At 55.2% G+C, this 14,864-nt stretch carries 15 protein-coding genes and 1 riboswitch; of the genes, 4 read left to right on the top strand and 11 right to left on the bottom strand.

Features of this window, described 5'->3' with window-relative positions:
• Positions 1-6 precede the first annotated feature (6 nt).
• The 3 genes from B3M32_RS03135 to B3M32_RS03125 form a co-directional block, all read right to left on the bottom strand.
• Positions 7-852 carry a 50S ribosomal protein L11 methyltransferase gene (locus B3M32_RS03135; RefSeq protein WP_290743526.1) on the bottom strand — a complete coding sequence of 282 codons (846 nt, stop codon included), beginning with the start codon at positions 850-852 and terminating at the stop codon, positions 7-9.
• Positions 853-946: 94 nt separating this feature from the next.
• A complete protein-coding gene (locus tag B3M32_RS03130) occupies positions 947-2,095 on the bottom strand; it encodes a YncE family protein (RefSeq protein ID WP_290743524.1) in 1,149 nt (382 codons plus the stop codon).
• A 40-nt stretch (positions 2,096-2,135) separates the two neighbouring features.
• Positions 2,136-4,136, bottom strand: a complete 2,001-nt coding sequence (locus B3M32_RS03125) for a TonB-dependent receptor (RefSeq protein ID WP_290743523.1) — start codon at positions 4,134-4,136, stop codon at positions 2,136-2,138.
• Between the two features lie 5 nt (positions 4,137-4,141).
• A riboswitch (cobalamin riboswitch) is annotated at positions 4,142-4,323 on the bottom strand.
• Positions 4,324-4,375: 52 nt separating this feature from the next.
• Between B3M32_RS03125 and B3M32_RS03120 the strand changes: the two genes are divergently transcribed.
• On the top strand, positions 4,376-5,386 hold the full coding sequence (locus B3M32_RS03120; protein ID WP_290743522.1) for a Fic family protein: 1,011 nt from the start codon (positions 4,376-4,378) through the stop codon (positions 5,384-5,386).
• 7 nt (positions 5,387-5,393) lie between these two features.
• Here the strand turns inward: B3M32_RS03120 and B3M32_RS03115 are convergent, their stop codons facing one another.
• On the bottom strand, positions 5,394-6,812 hold the full coding sequence (locus B3M32_RS03115) for a DEAD/DEAH box helicase (RefSeq protein ID WP_290743521.1): 1,419 nt from the start codon (positions 6,810-6,812) through the stop codon (positions 5,394-5,396).
• Positions 6,813-6,863: 51 nt separating this feature from the next.
• Here B3M32_RS03115 and B3M32_RS03110 point away from each other — a divergent pair, with 51 nt between their 5' ends.
• Positions 6,864-7,502 (top strand): bifunctional 4-hydroxy-2-oxoglutarate aldolase/2-dehydro-3-deoxy-phosphogluconate aldolase, encoded by a 639-nt coding sequence (locus tag B3M32_RS03110; protein ID WP_290743520.1) that lies wholly within the window; start codon positions 6,864-6,866, stop codon positions 7,500-7,502.
• Positions 7,503-7,508: 6 nt separating this feature from the next.
• Here the strand turns inward: B3M32_RS03110 and B3M32_RS03105 are convergent, their stop codons facing one another.
• A complete protein-coding gene (locus tag B3M32_RS03105; protein ID WP_290743519.1) occupies positions 7,509-8,372 on the bottom strand; it encodes a GGDEF domain-containing response regulator in 864 nt (287 codons plus the stop codon).
• A 29-nt stretch (positions 8,373-8,401) separates the two neighbouring features.
• A complete protein-coding gene (locus tag B3M32_RS03100) occupies positions 8,402-9,220 on the bottom strand; it encodes a menaquinone biosynthetic enzyme MqnA/MqnD family protein (RefSeq protein ID WP_290743517.1) in 819 nt (272 codons plus the stop codon).
• Positions 9,221-9,305: 85 nt separating this feature from the next.
• On the opposite strand from B3M32_RS03100, the gene B3M32_RS03095 reads away from it, so the two are divergent.
• Together B3M32_RS03095 and B3M32_RS03090 are read left to right on the top strand one after the other, a co-directional pair.
• Positions 9,306-9,596: a hypothetical protein gene (locus tag B3M32_RS03095; protein ID WP_290743516.1), complete on the top strand. Its 291-nt coding sequence runs from the start codon at positions 9,306-9,308 to the stop codon at positions 9,594-9,596.
• A 24-nt stretch (positions 9,597-9,620) separates the two neighbouring features.
• The gene (locus B3M32_RS03090) at positions 9,621-10,694 is read left to right on the top strand and encodes a glycoside hydrolase family 5 protein (protein WP_290743515.1); all 1,074 of its coding nucleotides are present in this window, start codon (positions 9,621-9,623) and stop codon (positions 10,692-10,694) included.
• A 130-nt stretch (positions 10,695-10,824) separates the two neighbouring features.
• Here B3M32_RS03090 and B3M32_RS03085 read toward each other — a convergent pair whose 3' ends face one another.
• The 5 genes from B3M32_RS03085 to B3M32_RS03065 are packed head-to-tail and all read right to left on the bottom strand — an operon-like array spanning position 10,825 to position 14,824.
• Positions 10,825-12,465, bottom strand: coding sequence for a glycosyltransferase family 2 protein (locus B3M32_RS03085; RefSeq protein ID WP_290743514.1), 1,641 nt, complete (start codon positions 12,463-12,465; stop codon positions 10,825-10,827).
• Entirely contained in the window at positions 12,450-12,926 is a 477-nt protein-coding gene (locus B3M32_RS03080; protein ID WP_290743513.1) for a thioredoxin family protein, read from the bottom strand. The genes B3M32_RS03085 and B3M32_RS03080 overlap by 16 nt, the downstream gene beginning before the upstream one ends.
• The gene (locus tag B3M32_RS03075; protein WP_290743512.1) at positions 12,923-13,315 is read right to left on the bottom strand and encodes a hypothetical protein; all 393 of its coding nucleotides are present in this window, start codon (positions 13,313-13,315) and stop codon (positions 12,923-12,925) included. The genes B3M32_RS03080 and B3M32_RS03075 overlap by 4 nt, the downstream gene beginning before the upstream one ends.
• A 10-nt stretch (positions 13,316-13,325) precedes the next feature.
• A complete protein-coding gene (gene ftsY, locus B3M32_RS03070; RefSeq protein ID WP_290743511.1) occupies positions 13,326-14,243 on the bottom strand; it encodes a signal recognition particle-docking protein FtsY in 918 nt (305 codons plus the stop codon).
• Positions 14,243-14,824, bottom strand: coding sequence for an ATP-dependent Clp protease proteolytic subunit (locus tag B3M32_RS03065; RefSeq protein WP_290743510.1), 582 nt, complete (start codon positions 14,822-14,824; stop codon positions 14,243-14,245). Before B3M32_RS03065 ends, ftsY begins: the two co-directional genes overlap by 1 nt.
• Between the last annotated feature and the right edge of the window lie 40 nt (positions 14,825-14,864).

Genomic DNA, 14,864 nt, shown 5'->3' with positions numbered 1-14,864 from the left:
TAATGACTAGGCATTAACCGCGAGCACACTCCACCACTCCGTACTGATTCTTTCTTGCTTCACCTTGAAGCCGGCTTCTTCGAACCACTTGAGGATATAATCCTTCTCGGTCAGGAGCTGACCCGAAATGATGAGTTCGCCGCCAGCGGCAAGCAAGTCTTCGATATCGTCGCGAAGCGGCCACAGTTCGCTGCGGATCATGTTGCAGAGGATGACGTCAAATTTGGCGCCGTCCTTGAAGGCATCCAAAAATCCGAGAATGCAGTCGCTCTTGTCGAAACCGTTGCGTTCGAAGTTTTCGGCAATGCAGGGAATGGTAAGCGGGTCGATTTCGGTGCCTACCGCAAGCTTTGCGCCCAAGCGGCGTGCGTACATCGCCAAAATACCCGTTCCCGTACCGATGTCGAGCACCGTCTTGCCGTTGAAATCGATATTTTCCATGAGAGTCGCACAACTGCTTGTCGTGTCGTGCTCGCCGGTACCAAAAGCCGTTTTCGCCTCAAGTTCAAGCACCACGGCCTTCGGGTCGTCGGGCGTAAATTCCACCCAGGGCGGGCGCACCCACAAATGCGGGGACACAGACACGGGCTGCGCGCGGTCGCGCCACCACTTGTCCCAATCCTTCGCGGGTTCGTCGCTCAGCGTAAAATGGTACTGCGGGAACTCGGCCACGATGCGGTCGCGTTCGGCCTTGTCGCCCGTATAAAAGCAGAAGTCCGTGCGGCCTTCCGCCTTGGGGTCCAGTTCCTCGAGCGTCGCCACGCCTGCCTCAAAAAGCAGGTAGCTCGCGAGTTCAAATTCCTCTATAGGGCAATAGCCCTCCGCCTTGTACCATGTATCAATTTTCTGCATATCAAAAATTTAATAAATACGCACGCCCACAAAAAAAGACGCACCGGAGAACCGACACGTCTTTCTGTTTCAGGATAAATAACTATGCCAAGGATTAGAACAGCACAACGCTGTATGCCGGAAGAGCGCCCTTCGGGCTCTCGATTTTGGACACCTTGGAACCGTCGTACATCAGCACCGCCTCGGCACCAGAACTGCGATCACCGATCAGGACCTTGCCATCCTTCGCGGAGAGGGAGCCTTCTGCATCGGCAACACCCTTAACCGTTTCGACCTTTTTCGCGGCAAGGTCAATCTTGGCCAGAGGGACATCGCCATAGCCCTTATAGACTGCGGCATAGGCGGTTCCCTTGTCTGCAACGAACGCATAGACGCCGCCACCGAGCTTTTCACCAGAAATAACCAATTCGGATTTCTTATCCTTGAGGTTCACCTTCTCGATACCGCGTTTGTCATCGGCATCGGTTCCGTAAGAAGCGTTGTATTCACCCTGGCTTGCCACATAAACGGCACCGTCAAAGAAAGCCATGGCAGTCGGGTTCTGGTTAAGCAACTGCACGGTATCCTTCAGGTCACCCGTGGAGGCGTCGTAAATGGCAAGGAGTCCCTTGGGATAAGTCGTCACCCAGGTCTCGGCATCCATCGTGTAGCGCTGCATCAGCACATAAAGCTTTCCGTCGTTCAGTTCGATGTCGGCGACATAAGGAGACTTTTCGCCTTCGTAAGCGAACTTGCCCGTCTTGATGGACTTGACCACCTTGCCGTCAGCCGTAGAAATCTTGACCAGGGAATCGGCGTTCTGCAGCGCGACCCAGGCGTTCTCACCGTCGAATTCCATGTCCACCGGGTTGGCGCCGTCGTCCAGGGAAACCTGCCACACCACCGCCTTTTCACCATCGGAATCCAGCTTTTCGGGGGCGACCAGCGAGATGTTGTCGGCACCCATGCGTTCCAGCACGTACAGGTCGGCACCGTCAACAAGCACCTTGGAATCCTGATGGAACGAAAGACTCTTTTCCGAAATCTTTCCGTCCTTGTCAATCCAGCGTAGTTCACCGGTCTTGTAGTCGGAACCGAAAACGGCACCCGTCAGGGAGAGTTCTTCGCCTTCGTTTCCTTCGGGAGAAGAAGAACTGGAGGAGTCGTCACCGCAAGCAGTGAACATGACGAAAGAAGAAAGGCCGAAGGCAAGGGCGAGACCCTTCACGATGGAACCTTTCGTTTTTGAGAGATTGTTTTTCATTGTGTTTCCTTTTCTGGCTTTACGCTATGACGCGCGGGGGCTAGAACCCCTGTATGATTGTGAACTTGTATTCCCTGCCCGGCATGGGAAAGGGCGTGTAGAAATTCCGGTACGTCTCGTCGGTGATATTCGCCACTGCGAACGCAAGCCGAGTCTTTTCGAACGGGTTATATGCGAGGTCGGCACGGTGTGTAGCCACGGCGGGTTGATCCATACGGTTTGCGCGGTCGCTGTAGATGACGCTGCGCCATTCCGACACCCATGCCAAATCAAGGTGCAGCGGCAGATGCAAGGTCGCGCCGGCATAATACGCCCGTGCCGGCTCGCCGGGGAGCATGTTCCCGTTGTAACTGTTGGAATGCGAGCGGTCCTCCGTCTTCTGGAACGTCGCGCGGAGCACGATATCCATGAACCTGGAGGGGCTGCTGTTCAGTTCGAATTCCGCGCCACGGACAAGCGACCGTGCGATATTCTCGGCACGCAAGAGTTCTACCGAGATTACCCAGCATATTCCGTCTTCGATATGCGACTCGAAATACGCCGCCCGCAACGATGTCCGGCGTCCCGGAAACATAAACTGCCCTGAGGCCTCGAAGCGGGTCGCCTTTTCGCGCTTGAGGTCCGGATTCGAGAGTGCCCCGGGGAACGTGCCATAGAGTTCCATCAAGGCAGGTTGCTGGTAAAAACGTCCTATGGAAACTTCCCCGCTCAGCGGCGATTCCGATGTGCCGAAACGGGAATAGATACGTCCGGACAACGTCGCGTCGCGCTCGCCGGCATCTTCCAGAATCCGCGAACCGGACGGTTGTACAAAAACACCGTCGTCCAGGCGGTCTTTCAAGAACTGGACGGAGCCTTCGCTGCCCACGCCTGCATACGTGAAAACCTGTAAATACAAATCGCCGGAACCAAGCAAAGTCCAACGGTCTAGCGCCCAGTCCTTGGAATCGCCGCGCGCCTCGGCACGTTCCCATTCTCCCGCGACACGCGCTTCCGTTTTCAGGCGATTTACGGGAGAGAACTCCGCCGAAATCTCGGGAACAAGCTTGTACGTGGCCGCCCCATATTGCAGGAACCGGGAATTGCCATAACCCACATGGTCCAACGGGTAATAAGTGCTAGAGAGATTCTTGTCGAAACGGCCCGACACTCCGCCAGCCAAAAAGAGCCTGTCGTCCAGGTAACCCGCCGATTCCAGACCATAGCGCAAAAGCGCCGACTCGCCCACGAACTTGGCCACCTTGGTCTGCTGTTCTTCCTTGCCGGGGTTCCCTCCCTCAAAACGCGATGCCGTTACGGACAAAGTCGAAAAATAGCCGTTGCCGTGCAGCATGCGGAACTGTACGTTACCGGACACATCCGTATATTGGGCGTTTTCGCGAATCGCCGTGTAGTCGTCGTCATCGTTATACTGCGTCCCGTTCCTGTTCGTATACTCGTAGTCGTTGTCGGAATGCCGCGTGGCAAACGAAGAAGCGAACATGACGCTGTCCGTTACCGGGGAACTTACCTGGAAGGCGCCTTCCCACGTATTGTGCGTCCCATAGGCGGCAAGGACTCGCCCGCCCCTCTTTACGGCATTCCTGGTGACAAAATTCACGGCACCGCCAAGGCCCGACACGCCGAACTTCGCCGGCACGTTTCCCTTGTAGACTTCCACCTTTTCCATCTGGTTCAAATCGATGGACGAAAGGTTCACGGCACCGCCGCTCGCATCGTTCAACGGCACGCCGTCCACACAAATCAAGATGTTTCTTGCGGCAATGCCGCGGATGGATACCGACTGGAAACTCCCGAGGCCGCCCTGCTTGTACGCCTGTACCCCGGGAAGGGCCGAAAGCAGGTCTGCCGCTGTCAGGGATTTCCCTTCCCACGCCGCAGGAAGAATTTCGGTATAGCCCGCACCGGCAGCTGCAACGCCCGCAGAAACGGGAGCCGAGACCTCGGTCGTGCCAAGGTCTTGTACCTCCTGTGCCCATGAGCAGGCACAGTACAAAAAGACCGCGTACACTGCGGTCCTGCAGAAGGACGTCGTTCGCATCTTTCCTCGTTCAACAGTTTCCCACAGTTCTTCTGACTCGGGGATCGCCCTACTCCCGGCTCCTTCACATCCGTTTCCGGACATTGGTTCTTGCCGGTTTCGTCCTCCCTTACAGCGGCGCGACCGTCCCCGGCTTTCACGGGGTTCTCTCAAGGCTTTTCAGGGCACAGGAAACTTTTTCAAAATATAGCATCTTTTTTCTACGCACCGCTTGCGTTAAAAAGATTTATATTATCCGTATGCTTTTTATCCACCAATTCCCGGACTGGACCCATTTCCGATTCGACAACAAGCGCGTGCTCGACGCCCTGGGCAAAACGTGCTTCGAGGAAGGGCGACTGGCAGGTCTCCTGACCTTTGTCAACTCCAAGGATCTCGAAACGGGAGTCATCACCGACGACATCGTCGCCAACTTCGCTATTGACGGGTACGCTCTGGATCTCGACGATGTAGCAAAAGATCTCGCACTCCGTTCCCAGGCCCACTCCGTACATATCCGCAACTACCTCGGCGCTATCGAGAACAGTGCAAACCCGCTCACTCCGGAGCGCCTGTTCGGCTGGCATTCTGCACTGACCGGCCACAAGACTCCCGGCTACCGTGAGACCTCCTACGAAGTCGTCTCCGAAAACATGCGCTTTGCAGGCCCCGGCCCCGAAAGGCTCCAGACCGAAATGGGACATTTTTTTGACTGGTTCGAAAAGTCCCCGATGGACGGCACCATCAAGGCCGCGATTGCGCATTTCTGGTTCCTCACGATAAGCCCGTTCCGCGAAGGGAACGGCAGGCTCATCCGTACCATCACGGCATTGCAACTCTGCCGTGCACAAAAGACGAACCATCTGCCGTTTTCGCTCAACAGGCAAATCCTGGAAAACCGCGACAGATATTTTCGCACGCTGAACAAGGCCCAGTGCGGCAACGGAGACCTTACCGATTGGATTCTGTGGTTCCTTTCGCAAATCGACTCGGCAATAGAAAACCGCAAAAAAGAACTCCAGGCAGGAATCCGTCACGCCACCTTTATGAACAAACTCACAGGCACGCCCACCGGCGAGCGAGAACAGGTTCTTCTGGAAGCAGCCCTCGCTGGAGAAATTCCGCGAGAATTTACAGCGAAGGACGTCGCCAGGGTTTTTGGAACAAGCCACGACACCGCGCTCCGCGAAATACAGAGTCTCATCAAGAAAGGCATTGTGAAGGCGAATCCCAAGGGCGGCAGGAGCCAGCGCTACAGTCTGGTAGAATAATCTACGGTTAGTTAGACGCAGCTTCGCGCATGCGGCGGCGGGCCCTTGAACCTGGGCGGTTGCGGCGACGGTGGCGCGGGGCATTCCCCTGAGCGGGAGCGTTATTCGACGGCGCGGGATGTTCCCCACGAGCGGGCTGTGCCGGTTTTTGCGCGGGCTTAGGCTGCGCATTTTTTTGTGCAGTCTTGGGCTGAGCGGGCTTCCCGTGCGCCGGATTTTCGCGGCGCGGCAACCTTCCGCGGGCATTCCTCATCTCGCTTTCGGGCGTTTCCTTCTGCTGCGGCGGCAGCTTCTCGTAAATCGCCTTGTCGCCTTCCGGAATGCGGATGCGCGTGAGCTTTTCAATAGCGCGCAAGTCCTGTTCTTCATCAGGAGCGCAGAACGAAATCGCGATGCCGTCCTTGCCTGCACGGGCGGTACGTCCAATGCGGTGCACGAACGTCTCGGGCACATCGGGCAAGTCGTAGTTGAACACATGCGAGACATCGTCCACGTCTATGCCGCGGGCGGCAATATCGGTAGCCACCAGCACGCGGATCGATTCCTTCTTGAAATTCCCGAGGGCTTCCTGGCGCCTGTTCTGGCTCTTGTTGCCGTGAATCGCGGAGCACTTGATTCCCGCCTTCTCGAGCACGCGCGTAATCTTGTCGGCTCCGTGCTTGGTGCGGCTGAACACCAGCACCTTTTTCATTTCGGGATGCGCAAGCAAAAGTTCCTTGAGCAAGGCGCCCTTGCGGCGCTTGTCGATGCGGTAGAGTTCCTGGCGGATGCGTTCAATCGGCGTGCTCTGCGGAGCCACTTCCACTCGAACCGGATTCGGGCGCAGGATCGTCGCGGCAAGCTTCGTGATATCATCGGGCATCGTCGCGCTGAAGAACAAGTTCTGTCGCACCTGCGGGAGCAGCGCCACCACCTTGCGGATATCGTGGATGAATCCCATGTCGAGCATGCGGTCGGCTTCGTCGAGCACAAAGAATTCCAATGCCTTCAGCGAAACAGCCTTCTGGCCGATCAGGTCGAGCAGGCGCCCGGGAGTCGCGACCAGGACGTCGACACCTCGAATCAGGTTGCGCTTTTGCGAAGCGTCGCTCACGCCTCCAAAAATGCAGGTAGTCGAAATCGCGGTAAACTGGGCGTACTGCTTGAAGCATTCTTCCACCTGGATAGCGAGCTCGCGCGTCGGCAAAAGAATCAGCGCACGGCATGTCTTGGGTGCGCGGAACTTCCCGGAATCAAGCAGCCGTTGCAGAATCGGGAGCGCGAACGCCGCCGTCTTCCCCGTACCCGTCTGGGCGATGCCCAGAAGGTCCTTGCCTTCCAAAAGGCTCGGGATGGACTGTTCCTGAATGGGGGTGGGCTGTTCGTAACCAACGGCACGGACTGCTCGCTGGAGGGGATTGACCAGGGGAAGTTCTGAAAATAACATGTTGACGCCAAATTTAGAAAAAACAGGACCGTAAAATTCTATACTATAACCATGAACCTTCTTGAATTTTTGAAAGACACTCCCGTTATCGGAATCCTGCGCGACATTCCGCGAGGAGCCGAAGAACTTTGCGCCACGACCGCAGCAGCCTGCGGCCTCAAGGCCATCGAAGTCACCATGAACACGGCTGACGCCGAACAGATCATAGCTGCGCTCAAGGCCGCCGCCAAGCCCCATGGCATCACCGTAGGTGCAGGCACCGTCCGTCACGGCCACGACCTGGAAAAGGCACTTGCCGCCGGGGCGGAATTCATTGTCACCCCGAACACGCGCAACGAGATAATCCGGCTTTCTTGCACTGCCGGCATCCCCATTATCCCGGGAGCCCTCACCCCGACCGAAGTCCAGAAGGCCTTCGACCTCGGCGCGACGGCAGTCAAGATATTTCCCGTAAACTGCGTCGGCGGTCCCGAATACATCAAGGCGCTGCGCGGCCCGTTCCGCGATATTCCGCTCATGGCATGTGGAGGCGTAAACGCAGAAAACGCCAGCACCTACCTGAAGGCCGGTGCGAACCTGCTTTCGTTCGGGGCAAGCATCTTCAACGTCAAGTTGATGACCGACGGAAAATGGGACGACATCGCGATCAACTTGAAGAAGTTGCTCGCCGCCATCAAAACCGGGATTTAAAGGATTTTATTTCCCGCGCATTTTCTTCTTGCATTCGTACATCGAAGAATCTGCGCTGTGGAGCATTTCGTCCACATCCTTGTAGTCTTCATTGGAATGGGCGATTCCGTATGCGAACGTCACCGACTGGTCTACGATAGTGACCGCCTTGACGGATTCGAGCATGCGTTCCGCACAAATGAATGCGCCGCGCTTGTCGGTATCCGGGCAAAGCACCATGAATTCGTCGCCGCCCATGCGGAACAGCAAATCCGATTCGCGGAGAAGTTTTTTGCAGGCGTTGACTACTGAACGGAGCAAAAGGTCGCCGGCCTGGTGGCCATAGCTGTCGTTCACATTCTTGAGGCCGTTCAAATCAAAATAAATCATCGAGAACGGAGTACCGTAGCGCTTGCTGCGGGCAAACCATTCACGTAGGGTATACACGCCATGGCGACGGTTGTAACAGCCGGTCAAGTCGTCGGTCAACGAGATATCCCGCAAGAACCGGAGCGTTCTGGACAAACGAATGTGGACATTCACACGGGCCAACAGCACGTCGGAAAGGGCGCTCTTCGAAACGAAATCCGAAGCGCCGGCATGGAATCCCTTGGTCACGCTGTCAGAATCTTCACGGCTCGTGAGGAATATGATCGGCAGGTCGTCCAGGGCAAAAATCTGCCGAATGCGCAGGCAGACTTCGTAGCCGTTCAGGCTCGGCATATTGATATCCAGGAGCACCAGGTCAAAGCGTTCCTTGTTCAAGATTTCCAGAGCCTGCTCGCCAGAATGGCAGGGTACAACGCTATACCCCACCTGCGTCAGCATGTTCTGAGTTTTCTCCAGCACTTCCGCGCTGTCATCTACGATGAGAATCTTTTCTTCGACCATTCCCTGATCTCCCCGTCACAACAATAAAACTATATGAATTCTAGTCTCGGGGCAACCCCTAGCAGCCCCAACTGCGCCGCAAATCTATAAAATTTCACTAGGGATTCCTTGCGTTCCTCGGTAAAACGGTAATCCAGAACCCGATAATAGTCCTCCACCAGAAGACGGGGCAACTTTACCGGATATTTGGCAAGCCACCGGTCCAGCGAGCCGGATATGTCGTTACGGAACCGTTCGATACTCCTTTCTGTCATTTCCAGATACCTGTCAAGCACGGGACGAACTTCAGGAGCGAGAGCTTCCTTCGCAATAATCCAGGTACCGAACACAAACGGCAACCCCTGCCAGTCCTGCCAAAGCGAACCGAGATCATAGTCAAATTCAAAGCGGTGGCGCTCGTTTTCTTCGAGAGCCATATCGCCAATCAGGAGGCAGGCGTCATCGGAATCTTCCGCGGCAAGCCCCGAAACGTACACGGGCTTGAGTCCATGGCGCAGTTCCAGCAAAATCCGCAAAAGCGCGACCGAAGTCATGCTCTGGCTAGTCATGCGCACCTTGCGGCCAGACAGCTCTTCTATCGGGAACCTGGAAAAAAGCTTCACGGAACGCACCTCGAACGAGCACGACGTACAAAGTTTCGGCGACAGCACGAACGCGCCCGGCTTTTGCGCAAAAGTGATAGACGATGCCGGGGACAAATGTATCGAGCCGTCTTTCAATCCAGCGCAGTGGGCACTCGGCGGACCGTCCACGAATTCAATATCGGGGAATTCTTTTTCACGTTCCAAAAAGTCATGGAAAAACGGCGCACAGACTAAAAACGGAATTCGTCCAACACGGAGGGTCATATAAAAAAGTTAATTTTTATACGTGGCATTCAACAGGTCACAAAAAAAATTGAACCACAAAATAAAAGATAACGACTAGAGAATAATGGCTAGATTTCATGTCAAGAAGACTTCGCTAGGCGAAGATCAAAAAAGTCTGGTGTTCAAGGGAAAAATCGAAGAAGGACCCATCAGCAAGGGAATGACCATTGAAATTCCTGTCACGCAGGAAGCGGTCATTAAAATGAAAATCAACGACGTTGTCCAGTTCGAAAAGCAGAAGGACGAAGAAAAGAAAGTCGGACTCGTCATTGCATTCAACGATTATCCGGAAGACATGGAGGTCATCCTGGAACTGAACATCGCCAACGAAAGTTTGAACATTACCAACGAATAACTTCTGTTTAAGGCGGAATAAAACATGAAAAAAGAAAGACTACGGGGAGTGAATTTGGGTGGCTGGTTCAGTCAAGTAGACTGCATCCAGGAAAAAGATCCCGTAGGATTTCCGGGGCTGTTGCCCCATATCGAGAGTTTTCTCGGTGTCTCGGATTTCAGGCGCATCCGGGAGGCGGGGTTCAACCACGTAAGGTTACCCGTAGACTATTTTAACTTGTTCGAAGGTGACGAGCTCAAGCCCAACGACGCCGTTTTCGCGCTGCTGGACAAGGCGCTCCGGGAAATCCAGGAAGCCGACCTGGACGTCATCCTGGATCTGCACAAGTGTCCCGGCCACGACTTCCACCTGGGATCGTACCAGGAACAGCCCTTCTTTGTCGACCCCAAGGCCCGCGAAGGCGCCTGCAAGGTCTGGGCCTACATGGCCGAACGCTATAGCGGGCAGACCCGCGTCATGATGGAACTGCTGAACGAACCTGCCGGCACCGATTCCAAGGTCTGGGACAAGGTAAAAGACGAACTTTTCTGGGCAATCCGCAAGCACGCCCCGAAAAACACCATCGTGGTAGGCAGCAACAAGTGGAACAGCGCCCGAGAATTCAACGTGCTGACTCCGCTGGACGACGACAACGCCATCTACAGTTTCCACACCTACACCCCGGTGACTTTCACCCACCAGGGCGCAGCCTGGATCAACGACCCGTTCTTCAAGATCAAGCGTCCCTGGCCTGGCGACTACGCCCCGCCCGAAAACGGAGGCACGACGCGTCTCGACGTCGAATACGGCGTATGGGACAAAGCCCGCCTTCAGGCAAGCATCCAGAACGCCCTCGATTTCAGGGCCAAGTACGACTTGCCGGTAGCCTGCAACGAGTTCGGCGTATACGTACAGGTGCCCCGAGAATACCAGCTTGCCTGGACACGCGATTTCCTCGACATCCTGAGAGAAGCAGACGTGGGCTACAGCTACTGGAACTACAAGAACCTGGATTTCGGCATCGTGTCCAAAGGCGAATCGCTACATAACGGACTCGCCCAATACGACAACCCCGAACGTCTGGATTCCGAACTCATGGAAATGCTCGCGAAGGGGTAAGCGACTCCGTCGCAATGTGAAGTGTGTTTAATTGGCAGTGTCATCCTTGGCCAAAGGCCGAGGATCCATCACTCTTGTTAAAGTGGTTAAGTAAACAGTGGTTAGTAGACAGTAGGCGGTAGAAAGTTGGCTAAAGTTCGATCAAGATGCCGGCCTGCAGATAAATGAATCCCTTGCCGTCGTGCTCCAGGAATTCGTATCCGCCCATGAGCATGATAGAAGAATAGTCGCCATTCTTGATATCCAAGCCACCGCCGGTCCTCCAGAATAGCTGATGGTCACTGCCGATCAGGTAGCCGAGATCCCCTGTAACGACAGGGAGAGTCTGTCCGCCCATCGGCAGACGAATCCAGGCACTGGCACTCAGCGGCACGAGACCGACATTGTCGATTTCCTGATAACCGCCACCGATGCCAACAAAGACCATCTGGTCGATAGGATACCACCAATGGCCATAAATGCTCAGGTTGAAGTCCGTTATTTCGCTCACGTGGTTGACGACGCCACCCTGGACATCCATCGTAAACGCGTTCGCAGGAGCGGAGCTCATGGCGACAGCACAGGCAAATACCAGCGGGAGCGCCTTGACAGCCACGGCGGCACTTTCGTCGTCATCGCTTCTGGCCTCGCGAGACCAGCCGCCACTCTTTTCCCTACGGAAAGCCAGGAAGAATCCCTTGAGCAGCGCCATGTTCATAGAAACGAAATAAAAGGCGCTCGGCACAATCTTCGTCACGCAGACAAGCGCAGTAAGGACCATCATGGCAAAGGTCACGCAGTAGACGGTCCCTTCCGTCAAGAGCAGGGCATTGATAATAAAGAGCAGAATCAGGATATGCGGGGAGAACCAGCGCAGAAGCTTGTGCGAAAGGAACAGATAGGCGAGCAGGGGCCTGAACGGATTCAGCAGCGGCAGGTAAGAGAACAGGTAATTGAAATTCGCGCGGCCGATACGCACCTTGCGGCGGTATTCGCCACCGCCTTCTTTCGAGGTCTGTTCCGTACCGATTGCGCTCGGGACGAACGTACAGAAATAACCTTTCTGCAAAATCTTGGTCGTAATGAAGAAGTCGTCCATGACGCTCTTTTTCACGGGCAGTTCCGTATAGAGTTCCCTGCGGATAGCGTACAGGGCGCCATTGCCGCCTATCAGGCGGTCCAGGACACCTTCGAACTTCTTTATCTCGGATTCCAGATCCCAATACGAACTTTCGCCGCGGCCAAGGACGCTACCGCTCTTGTCCGAAAGAATCAGGTGTCCGCAGACGCAACCGATTTTTGTATCGCAGAACGGGGCGACCAGCTTGCGGATCACATTCGGGAAGAACATCGTATTCGCATCGCAGAACACGAGGATTTCGCCATGAGCCAGTTTCTGCAGACGGTTGAGCATCGCCGCCTTGCCGGCGTTTTTCGGGGCCTTGACCAAGGTGATTCCCTGATCGGCATACCGCGCCACGATTTCGGCAGTCGCATCGGCGGAACCGTCGTCGCCAATCAAGACTTCCAGCTTTTCCTTGGGGTAATCGATTTCCTGGATGTTCTTTATCTTGCGTTCGATAACCGCCTCTTCGTTATAGGCAGAAATCAGGAGCGTCACCATCGGCAATTCAAAATTCTTGTCGATATGGCGGTGGCGGCGCTTGAAAAGTTCGCTCACGAAAGGCAATGACAGCGGAAAAAGGCAATAACAGAGGACCAACAAAAAGACGAGCACCCAGAACGCAATCTGCAAGTAGAGTAAAACCTGGTCGTTCATCGTTCTATCCACTCCTTCTCTTTGTCAAGGAACTGCAGCAACAGCATCTGCAGCTCCTGGGGGCTCATGGAATCCGTTACTGTCAATATAGAAAGACCTTTCGGGGCAATCAACACGAAGGCGGGCAACGCATGCAGTTCCCACACCTGGAAATAACATTCCTGCACCGTTTTCTTCTGGCCGTCGCACATAATCGTGTCCTGGGAATCCGTGTTCAGCTTTACGGGATAGAACCTGGTATTCAGAATCGAGGCCACGGTCGGGTCGGAGTAGACGTTCGCATCCATCACGCGGCAAGGGACGCACCAGTCCGCATAGAGGTCGACAAAAACCAGCTTGGCAGAGTTCTTCGCCTTCTCAAGCGCCTCGGAATAGCCCATCCAGTGAACCAGCTTGGGCTTTGCAGGGGCGGCAAGTCCCGTAGTCACAGCCAGAAGGACGCAGCACAGCAACGTGGAAAGACGGGACATCATTGTATTTTCTCTCCCCTTGGCTTCTTGAGCTTCTTGGCGGCGGCCTTCGCCGCTTCTTCTTCCTTCATTTTTTTGTAGGCTTCCGGATTGAGAACGGAATCTATCCTGTCCGTGACGCGTTTCTGGAACGGCATCCAGTAATGCGGATCGTTCAAGATATTGTCCGACACGGCCAAAAAGGTTTCACGGGTATAGCCGTGCTTTTCAAGAGTCTTGCTGCGGGCAAGGCGCGCCATGGGCGATTCCGTCCCGTACATCTGTTCGGCAACGCGCAATTCCACGAACGTCTCAACAAAATTCTCGTCGACAGACGGGGCGTCACCTCCGCAGGCGGCAAGCGTCAACAGCAAGCCGGACATCCATGCGAAAGCGAGCGTTCTGCAACCCATTCTAGCCCCGTTACGATTCTTCCAGGGCGTTTTCGAAAAGCCCTTCTACATACTCGGCCTTGCTGAAAGGCACCAGCTGGTCGATGCGTTCGCCCATGCCGACCCAACGTATGGGAATCTGCAGCGAGCTCGCGATAGAAAGTACGGCTCCGCCACGCGCGGTTCCGTCAAGCTTCGTGACCACGATTCCCGTGAGCGGGAAACTCTGGTTGAACAGTTTCGTCTGGTTAATGGTATTCTGTCCTGTATTGCCGTCAATCACGAGCCACATGTCCTGCGGCATTTCCGGATTCACCTTCTTGATGACGCGGACAATCTTCTTGAGTTCTTCGAGCAGGTAATCCTTGTTGTGGAGACGTCCGGCCGTATCGACCAGGACGACATCGCAGCCTCGGGCGACAGCGGCATTGCAGGCGTCAAAGGCTACCGCAGCCGGATCGGAACCTTCCTGGTGCTTCACGAATTCGGCTCCGCTGCGCTGCGCCCAGGTTTCGAGCTGGTCAATCGCCGCCGCGCGGAAAGTATCGCAAGCGGCAATCATCACCTTCTTGCCTTCGCCAATCAAGCGCGCGGCGAGCTTACCGATGGTGGTAGTCTTGCCCGCCCCGTTCACGCCGATGACGAGCACCACGTGAGGTTTGCCCTTGAGTTCGAACGGCGGCGGGTCTTTCAGCAGGCGTTCCGCCTCGCCCCTCATGATATCGAGGACCTGCTCTGTCGTGAGGGATTTCCCCAAAGCCTGCTCGCGCAGGGCGTCCGTCAATAGGAAGGCGGCCTCGACGCCCACGTCGGCCTTGATCAGGTGTTCTTCGAGTTCTTCGAGGGTGTCGTCCGTAATTTTCCCGACACCGACAATGCCCTTCAGTTCGCCCACGAGGGCGTCACGCGTCTTGGCAAGACCCTGCTTAATTGTAGATAACAGACCCATTAGACAAGGCTCTCGACTTTGTCCACAAGGCCGTACGCCTTGGCTTCTTCGGCACTCATGAAGTTGTCGCGTTCAGTATCGCGGTCGATTTCTTCAATCGTGTGTCCGCTCGTTTCGGCCAGAATCTTTCCCGTGATGCCGCGGATGCGCAGCATTTCTTCGGCCTGGATCTGGATGTCGCTCGCCGGAGCGACAATCTCGCCGTGAATAAGCGGCTGGTGAATCATGATGCGGGCGTTGGGCCATGCCACACGCTTGCCCTTTGCACCGGCGGTCAGCAAGACGGCACCCATAGAAGCCGCCTGGCCACAACACACCGTGACCACGTCGCTCTGGATGGCGTTCATGCAGTCGTAAATAGCGAGGCCGCTCGAAATGACTCCGCCCGGGCTATTGATAAAGAAAACGATGTCTTCGTGATTCAGGGAATCCAGGTACAGCAACTGCTTCACGATTCGTTCGGCGCTTTCGTCGTCAACACCGCCCCACAAGAAAATGCGGCGCTTCGAGGCAAGAAAATCCTCGGCTTTCTTCATCAGTTCGGGAGACTGTTTTTCGTTCTTATCTTCGCAATCGGCCATAAAAAGCTTCCTTCTGTTTTGTTCCCTAATTTAGAAAAAT

The sequence above is a fragment of the Fibrobacter sp. UBA4309 genome, assembly GCF_002395745.1.
Classification (GTDB): Bacteria; Fibrobacterota; Fibrobacteria; order Fibrobacterales; family Fibrobacteraceae; genus Fibrobacter.
Note: the sequence above shows the minus strand (reverse complement) of the source record. Positions and strands in the feature narration are given on the sequence as shown.

What these genes read in the sequence shown, in the direction of transcription:
- B3M32_RS03120 (WP_290743522.1), top strand. Translation starts at nt 4,376, where the DNA reads ATGCTTTTTATCCACCAATTCCCGGACTGGACCCATTTCCGATTCGAC.
- B3M32_RS03090 (WP_290743515.1), top strand. Translation starts at nt 9,621, where the DNA reads ATGAAAAAAGAAAGACTACGGGGAGTGAATTTGGGTGGCTGGTTCAGT.
- B3M32_RS03065 (WP_290743510.1), bottom strand. Translation starts at nt 14,824, where the DNA reads ATGGCCGATTGCGAAGATAAGAACGAAAAACAGTCTCCCGAACTGATG.
- B3M32_RS03105 (WP_290743519.1), bottom strand. Translation starts at nt 8,372, where the DNA reads ATGGTCGAAGAAAAGATTCTCATCGTAGATGACAGCGCGGAAGTGCTG.
- B3M32_RS03130 (WP_290743524.1), bottom strand. Translation starts at nt 2,095, where the DNA reads ATGAAAAACAATCTCTCAAAAACGAAAGGTTCCATCGTGAAGGGTCTC.
- ftsY (WP_290743511.1), bottom strand. Translation starts at nt 14,243, where the DNA reads ATGGGTCTGTTATCTACAATTAAGCAGGGTCTTGCCAAGACGCGTGAC.
- B3M32_RS03075 (WP_290743512.1), bottom strand. Translation starts at nt 13,315, where the DNA reads ATGGGTTGCAGAACGCTCGCTTTCGCATGGATGTCCGGCTTGCTGTTG.
- B3M32_RS03135 (WP_290743526.1), bottom strand. Translation starts at nt 852, where the DNA reads ATGCAGAAAATTGATACATGGTACAAGGCGGAGGGCTATTGCCCTATA.
- B3M32_RS03080 (WP_290743513.1), bottom strand. Translation starts at nt 12,926, where the DNA reads ATGATGTCCCGTCTTTCCACGTTGCTGTGCTGCGTCCTTCTGGCTGTG.
- B3M32_RS03125 (WP_290743523.1), bottom strand. Translation starts at nt 4,136, where the DNA reads ATGCGAACGACGTCCTTCTGCAGGACCGCAGTGTACGCGGTCTTTTTG.
- B3M32_RS03115 (WP_290743521.1), bottom strand. Translation starts at nt 6,812, where the DNA reads ATGTTATTTTCAGAACTTCCCCTGGTCAATCCCCTCCAGCGAGCAGTC.
- B3M32_RS03095 (WP_290743516.1), top strand. Translation starts at nt 9,306, where the DNA reads ATGGCTAGATTTCATGTCAAGAAGACTTCGCTAGGCGAAGATCAAAAA.
- B3M32_RS03100 (WP_290743517.1), bottom strand. Translation starts at nt 9,220, where the DNA reads ATGACCCTCCGTGTTGGACGAATTCCGTTTTTAGTCTGTGCGCCGTTT.
- B3M32_RS03110 (WP_290743520.1), top strand. Translation starts at nt 6,864, where the DNA reads ATGAACCTTCTTGAATTTTTGAAAGACACTCCCGTTATCGGAATCCTG.